This window comes from Gordonia sp. SMJS1 (assembly GCF_029866425.1).
Taxonomy (GTDB): domain Bacteria; phylum Actinomycetota; class Actinomycetes; order Mycobacteriales; family Mycobacteriaceae; genus Gordonia; species Gordonia hongkongensis.
In genome coordinates this window covers 4,112,561-4,127,743 of record NZ_CP123381.1, presented here as the reverse complement: position 1 = coordinate 4,127,743, position 15,183 = coordinate 4,112,561, and the positions used below count along the sequence as shown (strand labels likewise).

11 protein-coding genes and 2 pseudogenes are annotated in these 15,183 nt (G+C 67.5%); 6 read left to right on the top strand and 7 right to left on the bottom strand.

The window, feature by feature from the left end:
* The first annotated feature begins 4 nt into the window (after positions 1-4).
* Together QAD21_RS18725 and QAD21_RS18720 are read left to right on the top strand one after the other, a co-directional pair.
* Entirely contained in the window at positions 5-1,273 is a 1,269-nt protein-coding gene (locus QAD21_RS18725) for a hypothetical protein (protein WP_280359975.1), read from the top strand.
* Positions 1,270-2,178, top strand: coding sequence for an SDR family oxidoreductase (locus QAD21_RS18720; protein ID WP_078114116.1), 909 nt, complete (start codon positions 1,270-1,272; stop codon positions 2,176-2,178). The genes QAD21_RS18725 and QAD21_RS18720 overlap by 4 nt, the downstream gene beginning before the upstream one ends.
* Positions 2,179-2,416: 238 nt before the next feature.
* Here QAD21_RS18720 and QAD21_RS18715 read toward each other — a convergent pair whose 3' ends face one another.
* A complete protein-coding gene (locus QAD21_RS18715) occupies positions 2,417-3,415 on the bottom strand; it encodes an NAD-dependent epimerase/dehydratase family protein (protein WP_280359974.1) in 999 nt (332 codons plus the stop codon).
* A 3-nt stretch (positions 3,416-3,418) separates the two neighbouring features.
* Positions 3,419-4,465: a phosphotransferase gene (locus QAD21_RS18710; RefSeq protein ID WP_078113135.1), complete on the bottom strand. Its 1,047-nt coding sequence runs from the start codon at positions 4,463-4,465 to the stop codon at positions 3,419-3,421.
* Positions 4,466-4,720: 255 nt separating this feature from the next.
* Here QAD21_RS18710 and QAD21_RS18705 point away from each other — a divergent pair.
* A pseudogene (locus tag QAD21_RS18705) lies at positions 4,721-5,584 on the top strand (mycofactocin-coupled SDR family oxidoreductase).
* A 3-nt stretch (positions 5,585-5,587) separates the two neighbouring features.
* Here the strand turns inward: QAD21_RS18705 and QAD21_RS18700 are convergent.
* The 3 genes from QAD21_RS18700 to QAD21_RS18690 form a co-directional block, all read right to left on the bottom strand.
* Positions 5,588-6,721 carry a TIGR03857 family LLM class F420-dependent oxidoreductase gene (locus tag QAD21_RS18700; RefSeq protein WP_280359973.1) on the bottom strand — a complete coding sequence of 378 codons (1,134 nt, stop codon included), beginning with the start codon at positions 6,719-6,721 and terminating at the stop codon, positions 5,588-5,590.
* Entirely contained in the window at positions 6,718-8,307 is a 1,590-nt protein-coding gene (gene fadD1, locus QAD21_RS18695) for a fatty-acid--CoA ligase FadD1 (RefSeq protein WP_280359972.1), read from the bottom strand. Before fadD1 ends, QAD21_RS18700 begins: the two co-directional genes overlap by 4 nt.
* 307 nt (positions 8,308-8,614) lie before the next feature.
* Positions 8,615-9,076, bottom strand: a complete 462-nt coding sequence (locus QAD21_RS18690; RefSeq protein WP_205334412.1) for a hypothetical protein — start codon at positions 9,074-9,076, stop codon at positions 8,615-8,617.
* Between the two features lie 103 nt (positions 9,077-9,179).
* On the opposite strand from QAD21_RS18690, the pseudogene QAD21_RS25395 reads away from it, so the two are divergent.
* A pseudogene (locus QAD21_RS25395) lies at positions 9,180-10,090 on the top strand (hotdog domain-containing protein).
* Positions 10,091-10,276: 186 nt separating this feature from the next.
* Here QAD21_RS25395 and QAD21_RS18675 read toward each other — a convergent pair.
* Both QAD21_RS18675 and QAD21_RS18670 read right to left on the bottom strand, forming a co-directional pair.
* Positions 10,277-11,338, bottom strand: coding sequence for an IS110 family transposase (locus QAD21_RS18675; RefSeq protein ID WP_159370021.1), 1,062 nt, complete (start codon positions 11,336-11,338; stop codon positions 10,277-10,279).
* Between the two features lie 345 nt (positions 11,339-11,683).
* Positions 11,684-12,745, bottom strand: a complete 1,062-nt coding sequence (locus QAD21_RS18670; RefSeq protein WP_159370021.1) for an IS110 family transposase — start codon at positions 12,743-12,745, stop codon at positions 11,684-11,686.
* A gap of 338 nt (positions 12,746-13,083) precedes the next feature.
* Between QAD21_RS18670 and QAD21_RS18665 the strand changes: the two genes are divergently transcribed.
* Both QAD21_RS18665 and QAD21_RS18660 read left to right on the top strand, forming a co-directional pair.
* Complete coding sequence (locus QAD21_RS18665) at positions 13,084-13,884, top strand: TIGR03084 family metal-binding protein (protein WP_205333705.1); 801 nt, start codon at positions 13,084-13,086, stop codon at positions 13,882-13,884.
* Positions 13,885-13,994: 110 nt separating this feature from the next.
* Positions 13,995-15,155: an acyl-CoA dehydrogenase family protein gene (locus QAD21_RS18660; RefSeq protein WP_205333706.1), complete on the top strand. Its 1,161-nt coding sequence runs from the start codon at positions 13,995-13,997 to the stop codon at positions 15,153-15,155.
* The last annotated feature ends 28 nt before the right edge of the window (positions 15,156-15,183 follow it).

Here is a 15,183-nt window from a genome sequence, read left to right as displayed (position 1 = left end):
TGACATGACTTCCACAGCCCCGACCTACCAAGGTCTGAGTCAGGATCAGCTCGCCGTGCTCGTACCGGAACTGCTGCTGTCGGGTCAGATGATCGACCGCAGCGGCATGGCGCATCTCATCAGCGCCTTCGGCAGGGACGTGATGGGCAAGGTCGCCATCGAGGAGTGGATGGCCGCGAGTCCGGTCTACACGCATCGCATGCGCACGGCCCTGGGTATCGACGGCGACGGTGTCGAGGACATGTTCAAGTGTCTGCAACTCGACATCGGTGCGCCACCCCAGTTCATGGACTTCCGATACCGCATCGACGACGAGTACCACGGGTCGTTCGTGCTCGATCACTGCGGCGCGCTGCTCGACGTCGAACCCCTCGGCGACGACTACGTGACCACCATGTGCCACGACATCGAGGACCCCACCTTCGATGCGACGGCGATCGCGACCAACCGGCGCGCACGAATCCGTCCGGTTCATCGCCCCCCGCGTCGACCGGTCGATCGCACGCCGCACTGTGAGTGGACGGTCACGATCGAACCGGATCGAGACGAGCTGCCGCTCCCACCGGATTCGGTCGACATGTTCGAGACGAGGGCCGGTCAACTCGTCCTGTCGGCCATCGACACCACGGAGACCGACGGCTGGGTCGACTACCGCGGCCCGCTCGTCGAGGATCTGCAGTTCGCGGAGTGGTCGACGTCGGCTCTGGTGCGGGTCGCCGAGGAGGTTGCGCTGCAACACCAGTTGCTGTCGCTGGGCTTCCTCGCCAGCCTGCGCAGGTATGCCGAGAGCGAGGCGCAGACCACCGAGATCTTCCGCAAGCAGCTGATCGGCATCGCCGGACTCGCTGCCGACCGGATTCGCGTCGCGCTCGATCTGTCCGCCGACGCCGCAGGTCTCGCCCAGGTACTGGCACTGCATCCGTGTTTCGGTCCGACCCAGTACACGGGACTCACCGCAGAGGCCGACGGGGACACGGTCACCGTCCGAATCCCCCGGGAGTCCGATGCGATGACCGACGGCGGTTGGACGTCGATACTCGATGTCGACCACGTCGAACCGTTGCAGGCGGCGGCGACCGCCGTCGATCCGTATCTCGTCGTCGCGGACGCGACCGAGGCCGACGGCGATCTCGTCGTCCGGATCACCAAGGCGGACACGCCGCAGAAGGAGTACGGTGAGGTGGCCGTCGCACGCTTCAGCGGGGGCGCGAGTTTCGAATTCGTCGACCGCGGGCGGTCGATCCCGATCACGCCGGTGGGCAGCTCGGCGTGACGTCGGGCGGCGGTTGGTCACCTGGCGGCGCGGGACTGGGGGGCCGGGTCGCCGTTGTCGCAGGCGCGACCCGCGGTATCGGACTGGCCGTCTCGTATGCGCTGGCCGGACAGGGAGTCTCGGTCGTCGTCAACGGTCGCGACGGACAGGCCGTCGACGACACCGTCGCCGAGATCCGCGGCGGCGGCGGATATGCCGTGGGCGTTCGCGGGTCCGCGGGTGACGACGGAGTGGCGCAGGCGATGGTCGAGGCGGCGCTGGCGGAGTTCGGTGCCCTCGACATCGCCATCAACTGCGCCGGCATCGCCGAACCTCCCGGTTCGACGGTGCTGACGATCGCTTCCGACGAGTTCCGCGAGCAGATCGACGCCCACCTGATGAGCGCCTTCCATCTCCTACAGGCCGCGGGGAGGGTGTTCGTCGAACAAGGATCGGGGTCGGTCGTGCTCACGGGTTCGGCGGCCTCGCTCGGAATGTTCGGTGGCAGCGGCTATCCCGCGGCGAAGGGCGGCGTCAACGCACTCGCCCTCGCCGCGGCCGCGGACCTCCGGGATCATCACGTACGCGTCAACGTGGTGATGCCGGGAGCGAAGTCGAGGTTGTCCTCCGGCGACGACTACGTCGCCCACATCGAAGGACTCCATCGTCGCGGGATCCTCGACGACCCCACGCGCGACGCGGCGCTCGATCCCGCCCCGCCCGAGTACGTCGCCCCGCTGTACGTGTTCCTGGCCAGTGACGCGGCCGAGCACATCACCGGCGAGATCTTCAGCGCTGCCGGTGGATTCATCGGCCGGTTCGAGTCGCAGCAGGCGAGTTTCGTCGCTTACCGCGACCACAAGGGCACCTCGCCCTACAGCCTTGACGAACTCGCCGGCATCCTGGCCGGGCCGGCGGCTCCCTGAGTTCAGAGAATTCAGCCACTCGCATCGCCCGCCATGCCGCGCATACCGGGGTGCGTCTCCCCGCGCCGGCCGAGCCTGTCGAGGTCACCAGGTGGCTTCGACTCGGCGCCTCGCTGCGCTCGGAGCCGGCTCAACCAGCGGGGGGCGCTCGATCAGCAGCGGTGGCTCGGTGCCGGCTAAATTTAGCAGGGCGGAAGCGGCTCGGTGCCGGCTCAACCAGCGAGGTGGTTGTGTCGGCTCAACCAGCGCGGCGGACGGCGCGTCGTTCGAGCCAGAAGCGGGCACCGTCGGCGATGGCCTCGGTCACCGGGCGTGGATGCCATCCGAGGTCGCGTTCGGCCTTGCCGTGGTCCATCTCGGACATGAAGTGCATCAACCGGACCGAGGGGATCGTCAACTGCACCGGCTTGCGCGTCAGCGTCGCTCGGGCGGAACCCACCGCCCCGAAGGTGTACAGCGCAGCGCGGTTGAGAACGACGCGCGGGGGCTGACGACCGGCGGTCGCGGCGGCGATGGCCACGATCTCACCGGTGTCGATGGACCGCTCGGAGACGATGTAGCGTTCGCCGACCTCGCCGCGGTCCGCCGCGAGGAGCAGCGCCTGCGCGGCGTCGTCGATGCCGACCGACTCGGCGCGACAGCCGCGGACGGTGAACGGTAACTTGCCCAGCGCCGCACCGGCAACGAATGCGCCGTGGGGAGTTGGTTGCCAGTCGTCGGGTCCGTAGGTGTTGGCGACGCACATCGCGACCGCGGGTACCGCGCCGTCCTGGGCTCGACGCCGCACCAGGTCCTCGGCGGCCACGCGACTGCGCACATACTCGGGAGCCCGCGCGGCCCAGTTGAACACATCGTCCTCCGTCGCCCGACGGCCGTCCACCCGCCCGATGGTCGCCGCGGTGCTGGTGAACACGAACTTCCGCAGTGGCATCCGGGCTGCGACGTCGAGCACCGAACGCAGGGCCTCGACGTTCGTCCGGTACAGCGGTGCCGGATCGCGCAACCAGGCGCGCGTGTCGACCGCGCAGTGGAACACCACGTCGCAACCGGTCATCGCCCGCGCGACGGCGTCAGCGTCGAAGAGATCGCCCGTCACGTGATCGACGCCGAGACCGGCCAGGGGCCGGAGGTCACTCGTGGGCCGGGTGAACACCCGCACCTCCTCGCCCGCGTCCACGAGCTGCCGAACGAGATGAGAACCGAGAAACCCGTTGCCCCCGATGACCAGTGACGGCACGGTTCACAGCCCTCCGGGTGCGAGATCGTCGATCGCGGCTGCGCTGCGGGACAGCATCGCATCGAACATCGCGTTGCCACGCTCGGTGGGTTGTGCAGCAGCGGAGCCGAACACGATGATCAGCGGCGCCTGGATGAGGTTGCCGACGTAGTCGTCCCAGCAGTCGTCGAGCGTGTAGTCGCCGACGCCGGCGGTGACCAACGCCCGATGATACGAGGCGACGATGCCGCGCTCGTGCCGGCGCCGGTCGTCGGTGGTCAGACTGGTACTCAGCAGGAAGGCGATGTCGCGCAGCGGGTTACCGGTGGTGATCGTCTGCCAGTCGATCACCGTGACCTCACCGGACGGGCCGAACAGGACGTTGTCGACCCGGAGGTCGCCATGGATCAGGGTGGCATTGTCCAGCGGGGCGACCAGCCACTGGCCGGCTTCACGGACGAGCCAGTCGACCGCTGCCGATGACGGACCGATAGGGGAAAAGCGTTCGCGGTAGACCTCCGCCATCGGAGCGAGGATCGACTCCATCACCTCCCGGTCGGCGTCGGTGGGCAACGGCATCTCGGCCAGCAGGGTCGGATCGTTCCACCGGGGAGCGTGGAGACCAGCAGTCGCCACGGCTACCGCCTCGGCCTGCGCGGGTGTGCAGCCGGCGATCTGATCGCCCTGCACGGCTGCGCCCATGTCCTCCAGCAAGAGTACGAACTCGGTGCCGCGATCGGAGATGGTCGCGGCGAAGCAGTCGGGCATCGGCACCGTGAACGACGCGGCGAGGTCGCGATAGAAGCGCACCTCGTTGCGGAACACCCCCGATCCGAACTCGCGCTGGTCCGGTGACCCGGTCGCGAGCTTCGCGATCATGGTGTCGGGCAATGTCGCTGGGCTGTCGTGCCCGAGGTGGAGGCGATAGGAACCGGCCATCTGACCGGTTCCCACCGGTTCGGCACCCACCGACTCGATGCTGACGTCGTGACCGTGGGAAGCGAGGAACGCGGTCAACCACGTCGGGGTGAGTTCGTCTATGCAAGTCGGGATTCTAACGGTGTCCGGCACGGGCACGCCCTTTCGATCGAGCTGCGTGGGCCGGGCCGATGTGACCGGGCTCACCCAGGCCGCTGATCGGACACTACCGAGGAATTGGACTGGTGTCCAGGGAACCGGCGCGGCGGTGTGCAGCTGTGCAGGCCGGCCACGCCGGGCGACCTTGCGAACAGCAAATCCATTCCGCCACACGAAGGATGGCCGTCGGCTAGGCTGCGCGGAGACGCGGCGGCCGGACTCGTGGTCGCCGGGACGAGGAGAGTGCGAGTGAGTACCAGACTCGACGGGAAGGTCGCCCTCGTGACGGGCGCGGCACGGGGTCAGGGGCGCAGCCACGCCGTGCGGATGGCCGAGCAGGGCGCCGACATCATCGCCATCGACATCTGCGATCAGATCACGACGGTCAATTACGCCATGAGCACGCCGGACGACCTGTAGCAGACCGCGAAGATGGTCGACGCGACGGACAGTCGGGTGATCGCGAAGATCGCCGACGTCCGCAGCCGGGACGCCCTGCAGGCCGCGATCGACGACGCGGTGGCGCAGTTCGGCAGACTCGACATCGTCGTGGCCAACGCCGGTATCAGCCCGCTCGGGCCCGAGAGTCCCTCGGTCACCTGGCTGAACACGGTGTCGGTGAATCTCGGTGGGGTGATCAACACCCTCGAGTTGTCCCTGCCGCACCTCGAAGCGGGCGCGTCGATCGTCTGCATCGGTTCGATGGCCGCGTTCATGCCGTCGTTCGAGTCCGCGCAGGCCGGCCCGGGTGCAGGCGGTTACGGCCATTCGAAACGAGCGGTGGCGCGACTCGTCAACGACCTCGCCCGGCACCTGGCGCCGAAAGGCATCCGCGTCAACGCGATTCATCCCGGCAACGTCGACACCGCGATGGTGCATCACGACGAGATCTACCGGCTGTTCCGGCCCGACCTCGAGAAGCCGGTCTACGACGACGTCAAGGACGTCTTCGCGTCGTTGCACGCGATGCCGGTGGACCTGCTCGCGCCGGAGGATGTCACCGAGGCGGTTCCCTACCTGGTGTCCGATGCAGCCCGGTACGTGACCGGTCAACAGCTCCGGGTCGAGGCGGGCGCGTTGCTGAACTCGGTGCCACCCGGCGTGCCCGACTGACGGTCACTGAACCGGTGGTCCCGCAACCGAACCCGGGTTCACTGGCAGAGCCGGCAAGGCGGGTCGTATCGACCGGTACGCCGTCAGCACCGACAACAGTTCCGACGGCGCGGCGCCGTGCATGATGACCGAGTCGACTCCCAGGTCGAACTGGCGCGCCACGGCGGCCGCGCACTGTTCGGCACTGCCTACCGCGCTGTCGGCGACCCACGACGCCGGGATGACCTCGGCGAGCCGGCCCAGTTCGTCGGCCGTGGCGGTGGCGTCGATGGGTCCGCGGGCGCCGGCGAACGCCGGACTGTCTCTGATTCGTTCGAGATCATCCCCACGCCATCCGTTGGCACGCATCAGGACATCCGGATACCCCTGGAGATAGGTCGCGAGCCGGCCGTACAGACGTCGCAACCGGTCGTCTTCATCGAGATGGTCGGGCACGGTGGCCAGTACCGACCAGATGCGCACCGAAGCGGGGTCCCGACCGGCCTCGGCGGCCGCCGCCCGGACGGTCTCGACCGCGGCGATGGTGGCCTCGTCGGAGAAGAACGTATGCAGGACGACACCGTCGGCGATGCGCCCGGCAAGACGTAAGGTGTTGGGCGACATCGTCACGAGCAGGATGGGGACCGGTGGAACCGCGACACCGAGGTTGAGGTAGTCGTAGGTGCCGAGCGGGCCGTCGTGGCCCAGGATCATCTCGCCGCGCCAAAGGGTGCGCAACACCGAGGCGGCGTCGGTGAGTTGGGCGCTCGTGACATCGGGAACCCCGAGAACCTGCCACTGTGCGGCGAATCCACGACCGAGGCCGAGCGCGAAGCGACCACCCGTCATGGTCGACAACGTGGCGGCCATGGACGCGGTGATGATGGGGTGACGGGTGTTGTGGTTGGTGGCGGCCGTGGCGACGCCCATCCGGCGGCTCGCCGCCGCGAGACCGCCCGCGAGTACGGCCGCGTCCTTCACGTTGAACCGCTCGGAGACGAAGGCGGCACCGAAGCCCGCGCGGTCGGCGAGCCCCGCTTCGTCGGCGAGTTCGGCGGGATCGACCGGATGGCGCGAGAGTGCGTAGTAGCCGATCTCCGGAAGCGTGTGCTGCGGGACGGATTCCGGTGTCGGTGTGGTGGCCGCGGTCGAGGTCATGCCTGTGCGGCGACGGCTTGTCGATACACGCGGGACCGGGGCTCGCGCACCCAGAGTGTGCCCGTGCCGGGGACGGCGCCCTCGGATTTCAGGGTGCGTTTGAGGATCTTGTTCGTTGCGGTCGTGGGCAGGTCGTCCTCGATCCGGACATACGTCGGCCACGCCTTCGGCGACAGGTCGGCCTGTGCGGCAAGCTGTTCGGCGAAGGACTCCGGGGTCAGCTCGACGCCGTCCTGCAGGACAACGGCGACCATCACCGCATCGCCGACGTGGTCGTCCGGAACGGCATACACGGCAACGCGATTGATCTCGGGAACGCGCAACAGCACCCGTTCGATCGGTCCGGCGGCGAGGTTCTCGCCGTCGACGCGCATCCAGTCGCCGGTCCGGCCGGCGAGGTAGATCCAGTCGTCGGCGTCCTTGTACGCGAGGTCGCCCGACCAGTACATCCCGTGGCGGAGACGCTCGCTGGTGGCGTCGGAATCGTTGTAGTAGCCCATGAACATCCCGCCGCCCTCGATGTTCACCAGCTCGCCGATCGCGTCGTCGGCATTGATAAGCGCTCCGCTGGAGTCGAATTCGGCACGCGGGCATTCGGTCAGCGTCGACGAGTTGTACACGGCGACGTTCGGGAAACCCTTGCCGATCGAACCGTGCGGCGTGCCGGGCTCACGGGTGATGATGATCGCCAGCTCGGTGGAACCGAAGCCGTCCCAGACGGTGCAACCGAACCGGCGCGAGAAATCGTCGATGTCGCGGTCGGTGGCCTCGTTGCCGAACGCCACCCGGAGCGGATTGTCGGCGTCGTCGGGCCTCTCCTCGGTGGCCAGGATGTAGGCGAGCGGTTTGCCCACGTAGTTCATGTACGTCGCGTTGTAGCGGCGGATGTCGGCCAGGAAGGTCGAGGCGGAGAACTTGGCGGGCGCGATCGCGGCACCGCCGCACAGTGCGACGCAGTAACCCCCCATGAGCGCGGCACTGTGGAACAGGGGCATCGACAGGTAGCAGACGTCGCCGGGGCCGATGTCGTATTTGTCGGCGAGCACCGGACCCGCGAACGGCATCATCATGTGCGCGAACTGGACCGGCTTGGGGTTTCCACTGGTCCCCGAGGTGAAGATCAGCATGAACGTGTCCATCGCCCCGGGTACCGAATGCGGGGTCAACTCCGCGGCGCCGGAGAGCATCTCGGCCCACTGCGGAGTAGAGGTGTCCAGCACCGTCACGCCGGGTAGCTCCAAGCCATCGAGGAGAGGGCGGTGCTCGGCGTCGGTGAGCAGGATCTGACAGTCCGCGCGCACGATGTCGGCCGCCAGACCCTCACCGCGGCGAGTGTTGTTGATCCCCGCCGTCACGTAACCGCCCAGCGCGCCGGCGGCCAGGGCGATCAGCATGTCCGGCGTGTTTCCGAGCAGCACGCCCACATGTAGCGGACGCTCGGTGTCGGCGATGCCGAGAATCGCCGACGCGGCGCGTTCGGCGTTGCGAATGTACTCGCGCCACGTCCATTGCCGACCCTCGTAGGTGATCGCGAGGTTGTCGTCGTCGGCGCGTGCCTGCAGGAGCTGGGTGACTGTCTCGGCCATGCGGCAAATCTAGAACGTGTTCACCGCACGTGTATACAGATTTGCGAGATTGTCTACTGCGGTACCGGAGGGGGTCGCCGTGACCTTTGAAAGAACACTCGTGAGCGTCTGATCTCCATGCTCCCTGAGGTGCGAGCGAAGCGAGCCACGAAGGGTGTAACAACGTGTCTCGCCGGCCCTTCGAGGCTCGTCGCTTGCGCTCCTCACACCTCAGGGAGCACGGGTTACGGGCTTCTTTCAGATCAGGGAGCAGGGTGGGTGGCTCGCGCCCTCCCGCTCAGCGGAGTGTATTGTGGTCGGCTCGGCGTCAGCGCGTGAACGATCCGCTGCCCGGGACGACCGTGAAGGTCTGGTCGCCCTGGCCGAGGATCGTCGTGGTGAACTCGACCGATCCCGCTCCGGTCGCAACGGCGACCCCGTCGGACGGACGTCCGTCCGCACATGCGGCGAAGACCTCGTCGCCGGACGCCCCGGTCGAGGTGTTCTTCCAGGTGATCCCGACGCGCGCATCCTTCAGGTTGGTGGCGCAGGACTCGGTGGGCGTCGTGTTGAGCGTGATCAGCGTGACCCCGGGTTCGGTGGCCGAGGCGAGGATGCCCGCCACGAAACCGCCCGTGATGCCGCTGGCGCCGACGGTGACGCCGGCGTTGGGGACCTGCTTCACGCTGAGGGGTCGTTCCGCGGGTGCGGCGGAGGCGGTGCCTGCTCCTACGCCGAACGCTCCCACTGCCGCAATCGCCCCGATCGTCGCCACAGTTGTGCGTCGCATCTGTCTCTCCCGTCACTCTGGACACGTACGCACCCAGACTACGGGAGTGAGATTGGACTCTCCACTGTGAGATCGGCGGTACATCGCTGATACAAGAGATTTCATGAGCCAGCCGCACGATCCCCTGTCCGCGTTCCACCTCGGCGACATCTCGGTGTCGGAGTCGGGGGTGCGGGCCTCGCAGCGGCTGTGCCCGCGGTTCGCCGACCATCGGGGCGTGATCGAGCTGCCGGCGCTCGCCGTGCTGTTCGATCACTGCGGTGGTATCCCGTTCCATCGCATCCACGACGACCCCGCCGCGGCGACCCTCCAGGCACGCCTGACGATGTCCACGCACGGCCGCGCAGAAGTGGGCGACCTGGTCGCCGCACGGGCCGAGGTGGTCATGCACGACGACGCCTGGGGCTCGACGTCGGTCGAGATCCGCACCGGTACCGGGGACCTGTGCTGCGTCGGGACCGCGCGCAACGTCCGGGTCGGCGTGCCCCGACCGGCGCCACCCCGTCCGCCGAGATCGGTGTCGCGACACCGCGATGCAGCGACGATGACGGGTCCGTCCTGCCCGAGCCCATACCCGCCGCGCTGTCCGGGCGGGCCGTGGTCGAGGAGATCGCGTCGAAGATGCGGGAACCCGGCCCGCTCACCGACATGCTCAACGGCCGCGTCGAGGTGATCGACGGCACCACCGACCGCGAGTCCGGCATCCGCTTTCGCAGCGCCACCGAACCGTGGATGGGCAACATGTTCGGCACCATGCACGGCGGCGTCATCGCCACCATCGCCGGCCAGGCGGCATCGTTCGCCGGGCATCTGCATGCCGGGGCCGGGCAGGAGTACTCGATCGGGGACATGGCGATCGGTTTCTACCGTTCACCTGCTGTCGACGGCAGTGAAGTGGTGGTCGAGGTGACGCCGATCAAACTCGGCCGCCGCATCTCGTCCTTCGAGGCGACGATGACCTCCTACGATGACGTCCTGCTGAGCCGAGCCACGGTCGACATCCACTACCGCTGACCGCAGCTGGACCGTCAGCCGGCCGAGCTGCGTCGACCGAGCGTAGGGAGGTCGCTGCGTCCGTCGAGGTCACCTCGTGTGCTCGGGTCGCCGAGTGGCTTCGACTCGGCGCCTCGACCTCGACGCGCTCCTTCGTCGCTTGCTCGGCCCGGCGGCTCCGCTCGGTGCCGGCTCATAGCTCCTATGTCAAGCGGCGGCGGGTGTTGGGTTGTCGGCTTTGCGGGTGCGGGCGTGGTGGTCGGTGGTGAGGTGGTTGTAGACGACGCGGGTGAGGCGGCGTTTGAGGCAGCGCATCGCCTCGCGAGGGGTCTTGTTTTCGGCCTTCTTCTTCTCGTAATAGGCGTGGCCGAGGGTGTCGGGCATGCGTGCCTGGGTCAGCGCGATGCGGTGGATCGCGGCATTGATCTGGCGGTTGCCCGACCGGGTGAGTCGATGGCGTCCGGGGTTGGCCGACCACACCGGCACTGGGGCGATTCCCGCGTGGCGGGCGAACTGGGCCTCCCCGGGGAAGCGGGTGATGTCGGCGGATTCGCCGAGGAGTTTCGCGGCGCTGAGCGCGCCACAGCCGGGCATCGCCAACAGGGTGGGCACCGCGTCGGAAACCTTCTTGGTGATCTCCTTTTCGACCTCATTGATCTCCACGGTCAGGTCGTAGATGGCGGCGACTTCCTTGCCTGCCAGGCGGGCATCGACACTGCTGTGAGGCTCCAGCCAGGTTTGCAGCGCTTTCTGATGCTTCTTCGCCGTCAACCCACCCTTTTTGATGTGGTACTCGGGATCGAGTTGATGCACCCGCCACAACACCCGGTTGATCTTCGAGGTTCGTTCGCGCACAAGGCAATCCCGATAGTCCACGAGGGCTTTCATCTCGTAGGACACGGCATCGTGAGACGCCACCGGAAGGTCGGGTTCGCGTGCAGCGGCCCGAGCCACAGCCAACGCGTCGATCGGATCGGACTTGCCGCGTTCACGTCCGGTACGCCGATGTTCGGCCATCAAGTGCGGCGCTACCCGCACCACCTTCTGATCCGCGCCCAGCAGGTCGCGTTCGAGCCGGGCCGACATGTTGCGGCAGTCCTCGATGGCCCACAACACCTCGGTACCGAAACGAGCGTGAGCCCACTGCATGGCTGTGCGGTGACCGGCCGTCGTGGCCGGCACCACCGTGGATCCGAGTTGTTTACCGACGGCGTCGACCGCGACGAAGGTGTGTGTGCGCTTGTGCACATCGGCACCGATAACGATCATGGGAGATGCCTTCCTGTCAGAGTGGAGTGGCGACAGTCGGGCCGGTCGGCGGACACATCTCAGTCGGGGCGATGCCACGCTCCTATCAAGTCACGCCGGCCGGTCCTGACACACCAGGCATCGGCACAATGAGCCAACACCAGCCCAATACAGCCAGGGGCGGTAACCAGCGGTAGAGCCAGATGCCTGATGGTCAGAACCCAACCACCACCGAAGTGGCTAGACAACCCTGACACTGAAACCAGCGGTGGGGGCGCGGGTTGTCGAGTGGCTTCGACTCGACGCGCTCCTTCGTCGCTTGGTCGGCCCGGCGGCTGCGCTCGGTGCCGGCTCATAGCTCCTATGTCAAGCGGCGGCGGGTGTTGGGTTGTCGGCTTTGCGGGTGCGGGCGTGGTGGTCGGTGGTGAGGTGGTTGTAGACGACGCGGGTGAGGCGGCGTTTGAGGCAGCGCATCGCCTCGCGAGGGGTCTTGTTTTCGGCCTTCTTCTTCTCGTAATAGGCGTGGCCGAGGGTGTCGGGCATGCGTGCCTGGGTCAGCGCGATGCGGTGGATCGCGGCATTGATCTGGCGGTTGCCCGACCGGGTGAGTCGATGGCGTCCGGGGTTGGCCGACCACACCGGCACTGGGGCGATTCCCGCGTGGCGGGCGAACTGGGCCTCCCCGGGGAAGCGGGTGATGTCGGCGGATTCGCCGAGGAGTTTCGCGGCGCTGAGCGCGCCACAGCCGGGCATCGCCAACAGGGTGGGCACCGCGTCGGAAACCTTCTTGGTGATCTCCTTTTCGACCTCATTGATCTCCACGGTCAGGTCGTAGATGGCGGCGACTTCCTTGCCTGCCAGGCGGGCATCGACACTGCTGTGAGGCTCCAGCCAGGTTTGCAGCGCTTTCTGATGCTTCTTCGCCGTCAACCCACCCTTTTTGATGTGGTACTCGGGATCGAGTTGATGCACCCGCCACAACACCCGGTTGATCTTCGAGGTTCGTTCGCGCACAAGGCAATCCCGATAGTCCACGAGGGCTTTCATCTCGTAGGACACGGCATCGTGAGACGCCACCGGAAGGTCGGGTTCGCGTGCAGCGGCCCGAGCCACAGCCAACGCGTCGATCGGATCGGACTTGCCGCGTTCACGTCCGGTACGCCGATGTTCGGCCATCAAGTGCGGCGCTACCCGCACCACCTTCTGATCCGCGCCCAGCAGGTCGCGTTCGAGCCGGGCCGACATGTTGCGGCAGTCCTCGATGGCCCACAACACCTCGGTACCGAAACGAGCGTGAGCCCACTGCATGGCTGTGCGGTGACCGGCCGTCGTGGCCGGCACCACCGTGGATCCGAGTTGTTTACCGACGGCGTCGACCGCGACGAAGGTGTGTGTGCGCTTGTGCACATCGGCACCGATAACGATCATGGGAGATGCCTTCCTGTCAGAGTGGAGTGGCGACAGTCGGGCCGGTCGGCGGACACATCTCAGTCGGGGCGATGCCACGCTCCTATCAAGTCACGCCGGCCGGTCCTGACACACCAGGCATCGGCACAATGAGCCAACACCAGCCCAATACAGCCAGGGGCGGTAACCAGCGGTAGAGCCAGATGCCTGATGGTCAGAACCCAACCACCACCGAAGTGGCTAGACAACCCTGACACTGAAACCAGCGGTGGGGCTCGGCCGGCTCAAACGGCGGTATTGCTTATCAAAAACAATCAAGCGCGCTTGATTCTTCTGATGCCGTGTGTGAGGGTGATCGCATGCCTGAGGGACAAGCAGCCGTGATCGGCGTCGTCGCCGACCTCGAAGCCGAATCCGCGCAGCTCGACACGCTCGTCGCGGGTCTCGACGATGCGGGCTGGGCCACCCCGACGCCGGCGCCGGGGTGGACGATCGCGCACCAGATCGCGCATCTGGCGTGGACCGACGAGGTGGCGGCGATCGCGGCCACCGACCCGGACCGGTTCGGCGCCTTGCTCTCCGAGGCGGCGAGCGGTGCGGCGACCTATGTCGACGACGCCGCCGAAGCGGGGGCCGCCGCGCCGGCCGACGAGATCCTGGCCGGGTGGCGGGCGGCGCGCGACCGTCTCGCCGACGCGCTGCGCGAGGTACCGGCCGGCGTCAAGATCCCGTGGTTCGGGCCACCGATGTCCGCGGCGTCGATGGCGACCGCGCGCCTGATGGAGACATGGGCACACGGCCTCGATGTCGCCGACGCCCTCGGTGTTCCCGTCGTGCCGACCGATCGGATCCGCAGCGTCGCCCACATCGGTGTCCGCACACGCGACTTCGCCTACATCGTCAACGGCCGTACGCCGCCGGCCGAGCCGTTCCACTACGCGCTCACCGCGCCGTCGGGCGAGATCTGGACCTGGGGCCCGGACGACGCGTCGAACAGCGTGCGCGGGCCGGCACTCGACTTCTGCTTCCTGGTGACCCAGCGCCGCGCACTCACCGACCTCGACCTCGACCTCATCGGACCCGACGCGGTCGAATGGTCGGGGATCGCACAGTGTTTCGCAGGTCCGCCCGGGCCTGGTCGCGAACCGCGGGCGAGCTGAGACGCCCGTCGTCGTCACCGTCCGCCGCTGACGTCCACCGACCCCCAGACGCCGCCGAATCGTCCGATCGCAGCAGCACGCAGTCGCACGCAGTCCGACAGGAGAACACGATGCCCATCGCCAGTCCGATCTGGGAGACACCCGAACGCCTCGAACTGCGTTCCACCGTGCGCCGATTCGTCGACAAACACATCCTCCCGTTCCAGGACGACTGGGAGCGCGAGGGTGCCATCCCCCGTGAACTGCACATCGAGGCGGCCAAACTGGGTCTGTTCGGGCTCGGGGTCCCCGAGGAAGTGGGTGGCTCCGGCGGTGATCTGATCGACAGCACGATCCTCGGCGAGGAACTCCACTACGCCGGCGCGGCCGGTGGCGTCTTCGCGTCGCTGTTCACCCACGGCATCGCCCTGCCGCACCTGATCGCCGCCGGCGACCCCGACCAGATCGACCGGTGGGTGCGGCCCACGCTCGCGGGCGAGAAGATCGGAAGTCTGGCGATCACCGAACCCGGCGGCGGAAGCGACGTCGGCCACCTGACGACGAAGGCCGAGCGCGACGGGGACCACTACGTCGTCAACGGTTCCAAGACCTACATCACCTCCGCGGTCCGCGCCGACTTCGTCGTCGTCGCCGTCCGCACCGGAGGGCCGGGAGCCGCGGGCGTCTCACTGCTCGTCGTCGAAAAGGGCACACCCGGTTTCGAGGTCACCCGGAAACTGGACAAGATGGGGTGGCGCAGTTCCGACACCGCGGAACTGTCCTTCGTCGATGCGCGGGTGCCGGTCACCAACCTGGTCGGACCGGAGAACTCCGGATTCGCGCAGATAGCAACCGCTTTCGTCACCGAACGGTCCGGTCTGGCGGTGCAGGCGTACGCCAGTGCGCAACGCTGCCTCGACCTCACCCTGCAGTGGGCGCGCGACCGTGAGACCTTCGGCAAACCCATCATCGCCCGGCAGTCGGTGCAGGACACCCTGATCGAGATGGCACGCCGCATCGACATCGCCCGCACCTACACGCGGGCCCTCGTCGAACGGAAGGTCAGCTCCACCGACGACCTCATCGCCGAGGTGTGCTTCGCCAAGAACACCGCGGTCGAGGCGGGGGAGTGGGTGGCCAACAAAGCCGTTCAGCTGCACGGCGGCCTCGGTTACATGACCGGCACCGAGGTCGAACGGCAATACCGCGACATGCGCATCATCGGAATCGGTGGCGGCACCACCGAGATCCTCAACGGACTGGCCGCCAAACGGCTCGGCTACCAGGCCTGACCGGCGCCGAAACCGTCTGCCGCCGAAC

Bases quoted from the DNA above. Each gene is read 5' to 3' on its own strand.
- QAD21_RS18725 (WP_280359975.1), top strand. From the start codon at position 5: ATGACTTCCACAGCCCCGACCTACCAAGGTCTGAGTCAGGATCAGCTC.
- QAD21_RS18700 (WP_280359973.1), bottom strand. From the start codon at position 6,721: ATGACCTCGACCGCGGCCACCACACCGACACCGGAATCCGTCCCGCAG.
- fadD1 (WP_280359972.1), bottom strand. From the start codon at position 8,307: ATGGCCGAGACAGTCACCCAGCTCCTGCAGGCACGCGCCGACGACGAC.
- QAD21_RS18690 (WP_205334412.1), bottom strand. From the start codon at position 9,076: ATGCGACGCACAACTGTGGCGACGATCGGGGCGATTGCGGCAGTGGGA.
- QAD21_RS18675 (WP_159370021.1), bottom strand. From the start codon at position 11,338: ATGATCGTTATCGGTGCCGATGTGCACAAGCGCACACACACCTTCGTC.
- QAD21_RS18670 (WP_159370021.1), bottom strand. From the start codon at position 12,745: ATGATCGTTATCGGTGCCGATGTGCACAAGCGCACACACACCTTCGTC.
- QAD21_RS18665 (WP_205333705.1), top strand. From the start codon at position 13,084: ATGCCTGAGGGACAAGCAGCCGTGATCGGCGTCGTCGCCGACCTCGAA.
- QAD21_RS18660 (WP_205333706.1), top strand. From the start codon at position 13,995: ATGCCCATCGCCAGTCCGATCTGGGAGACACCCGAACGCCTCGAACTG.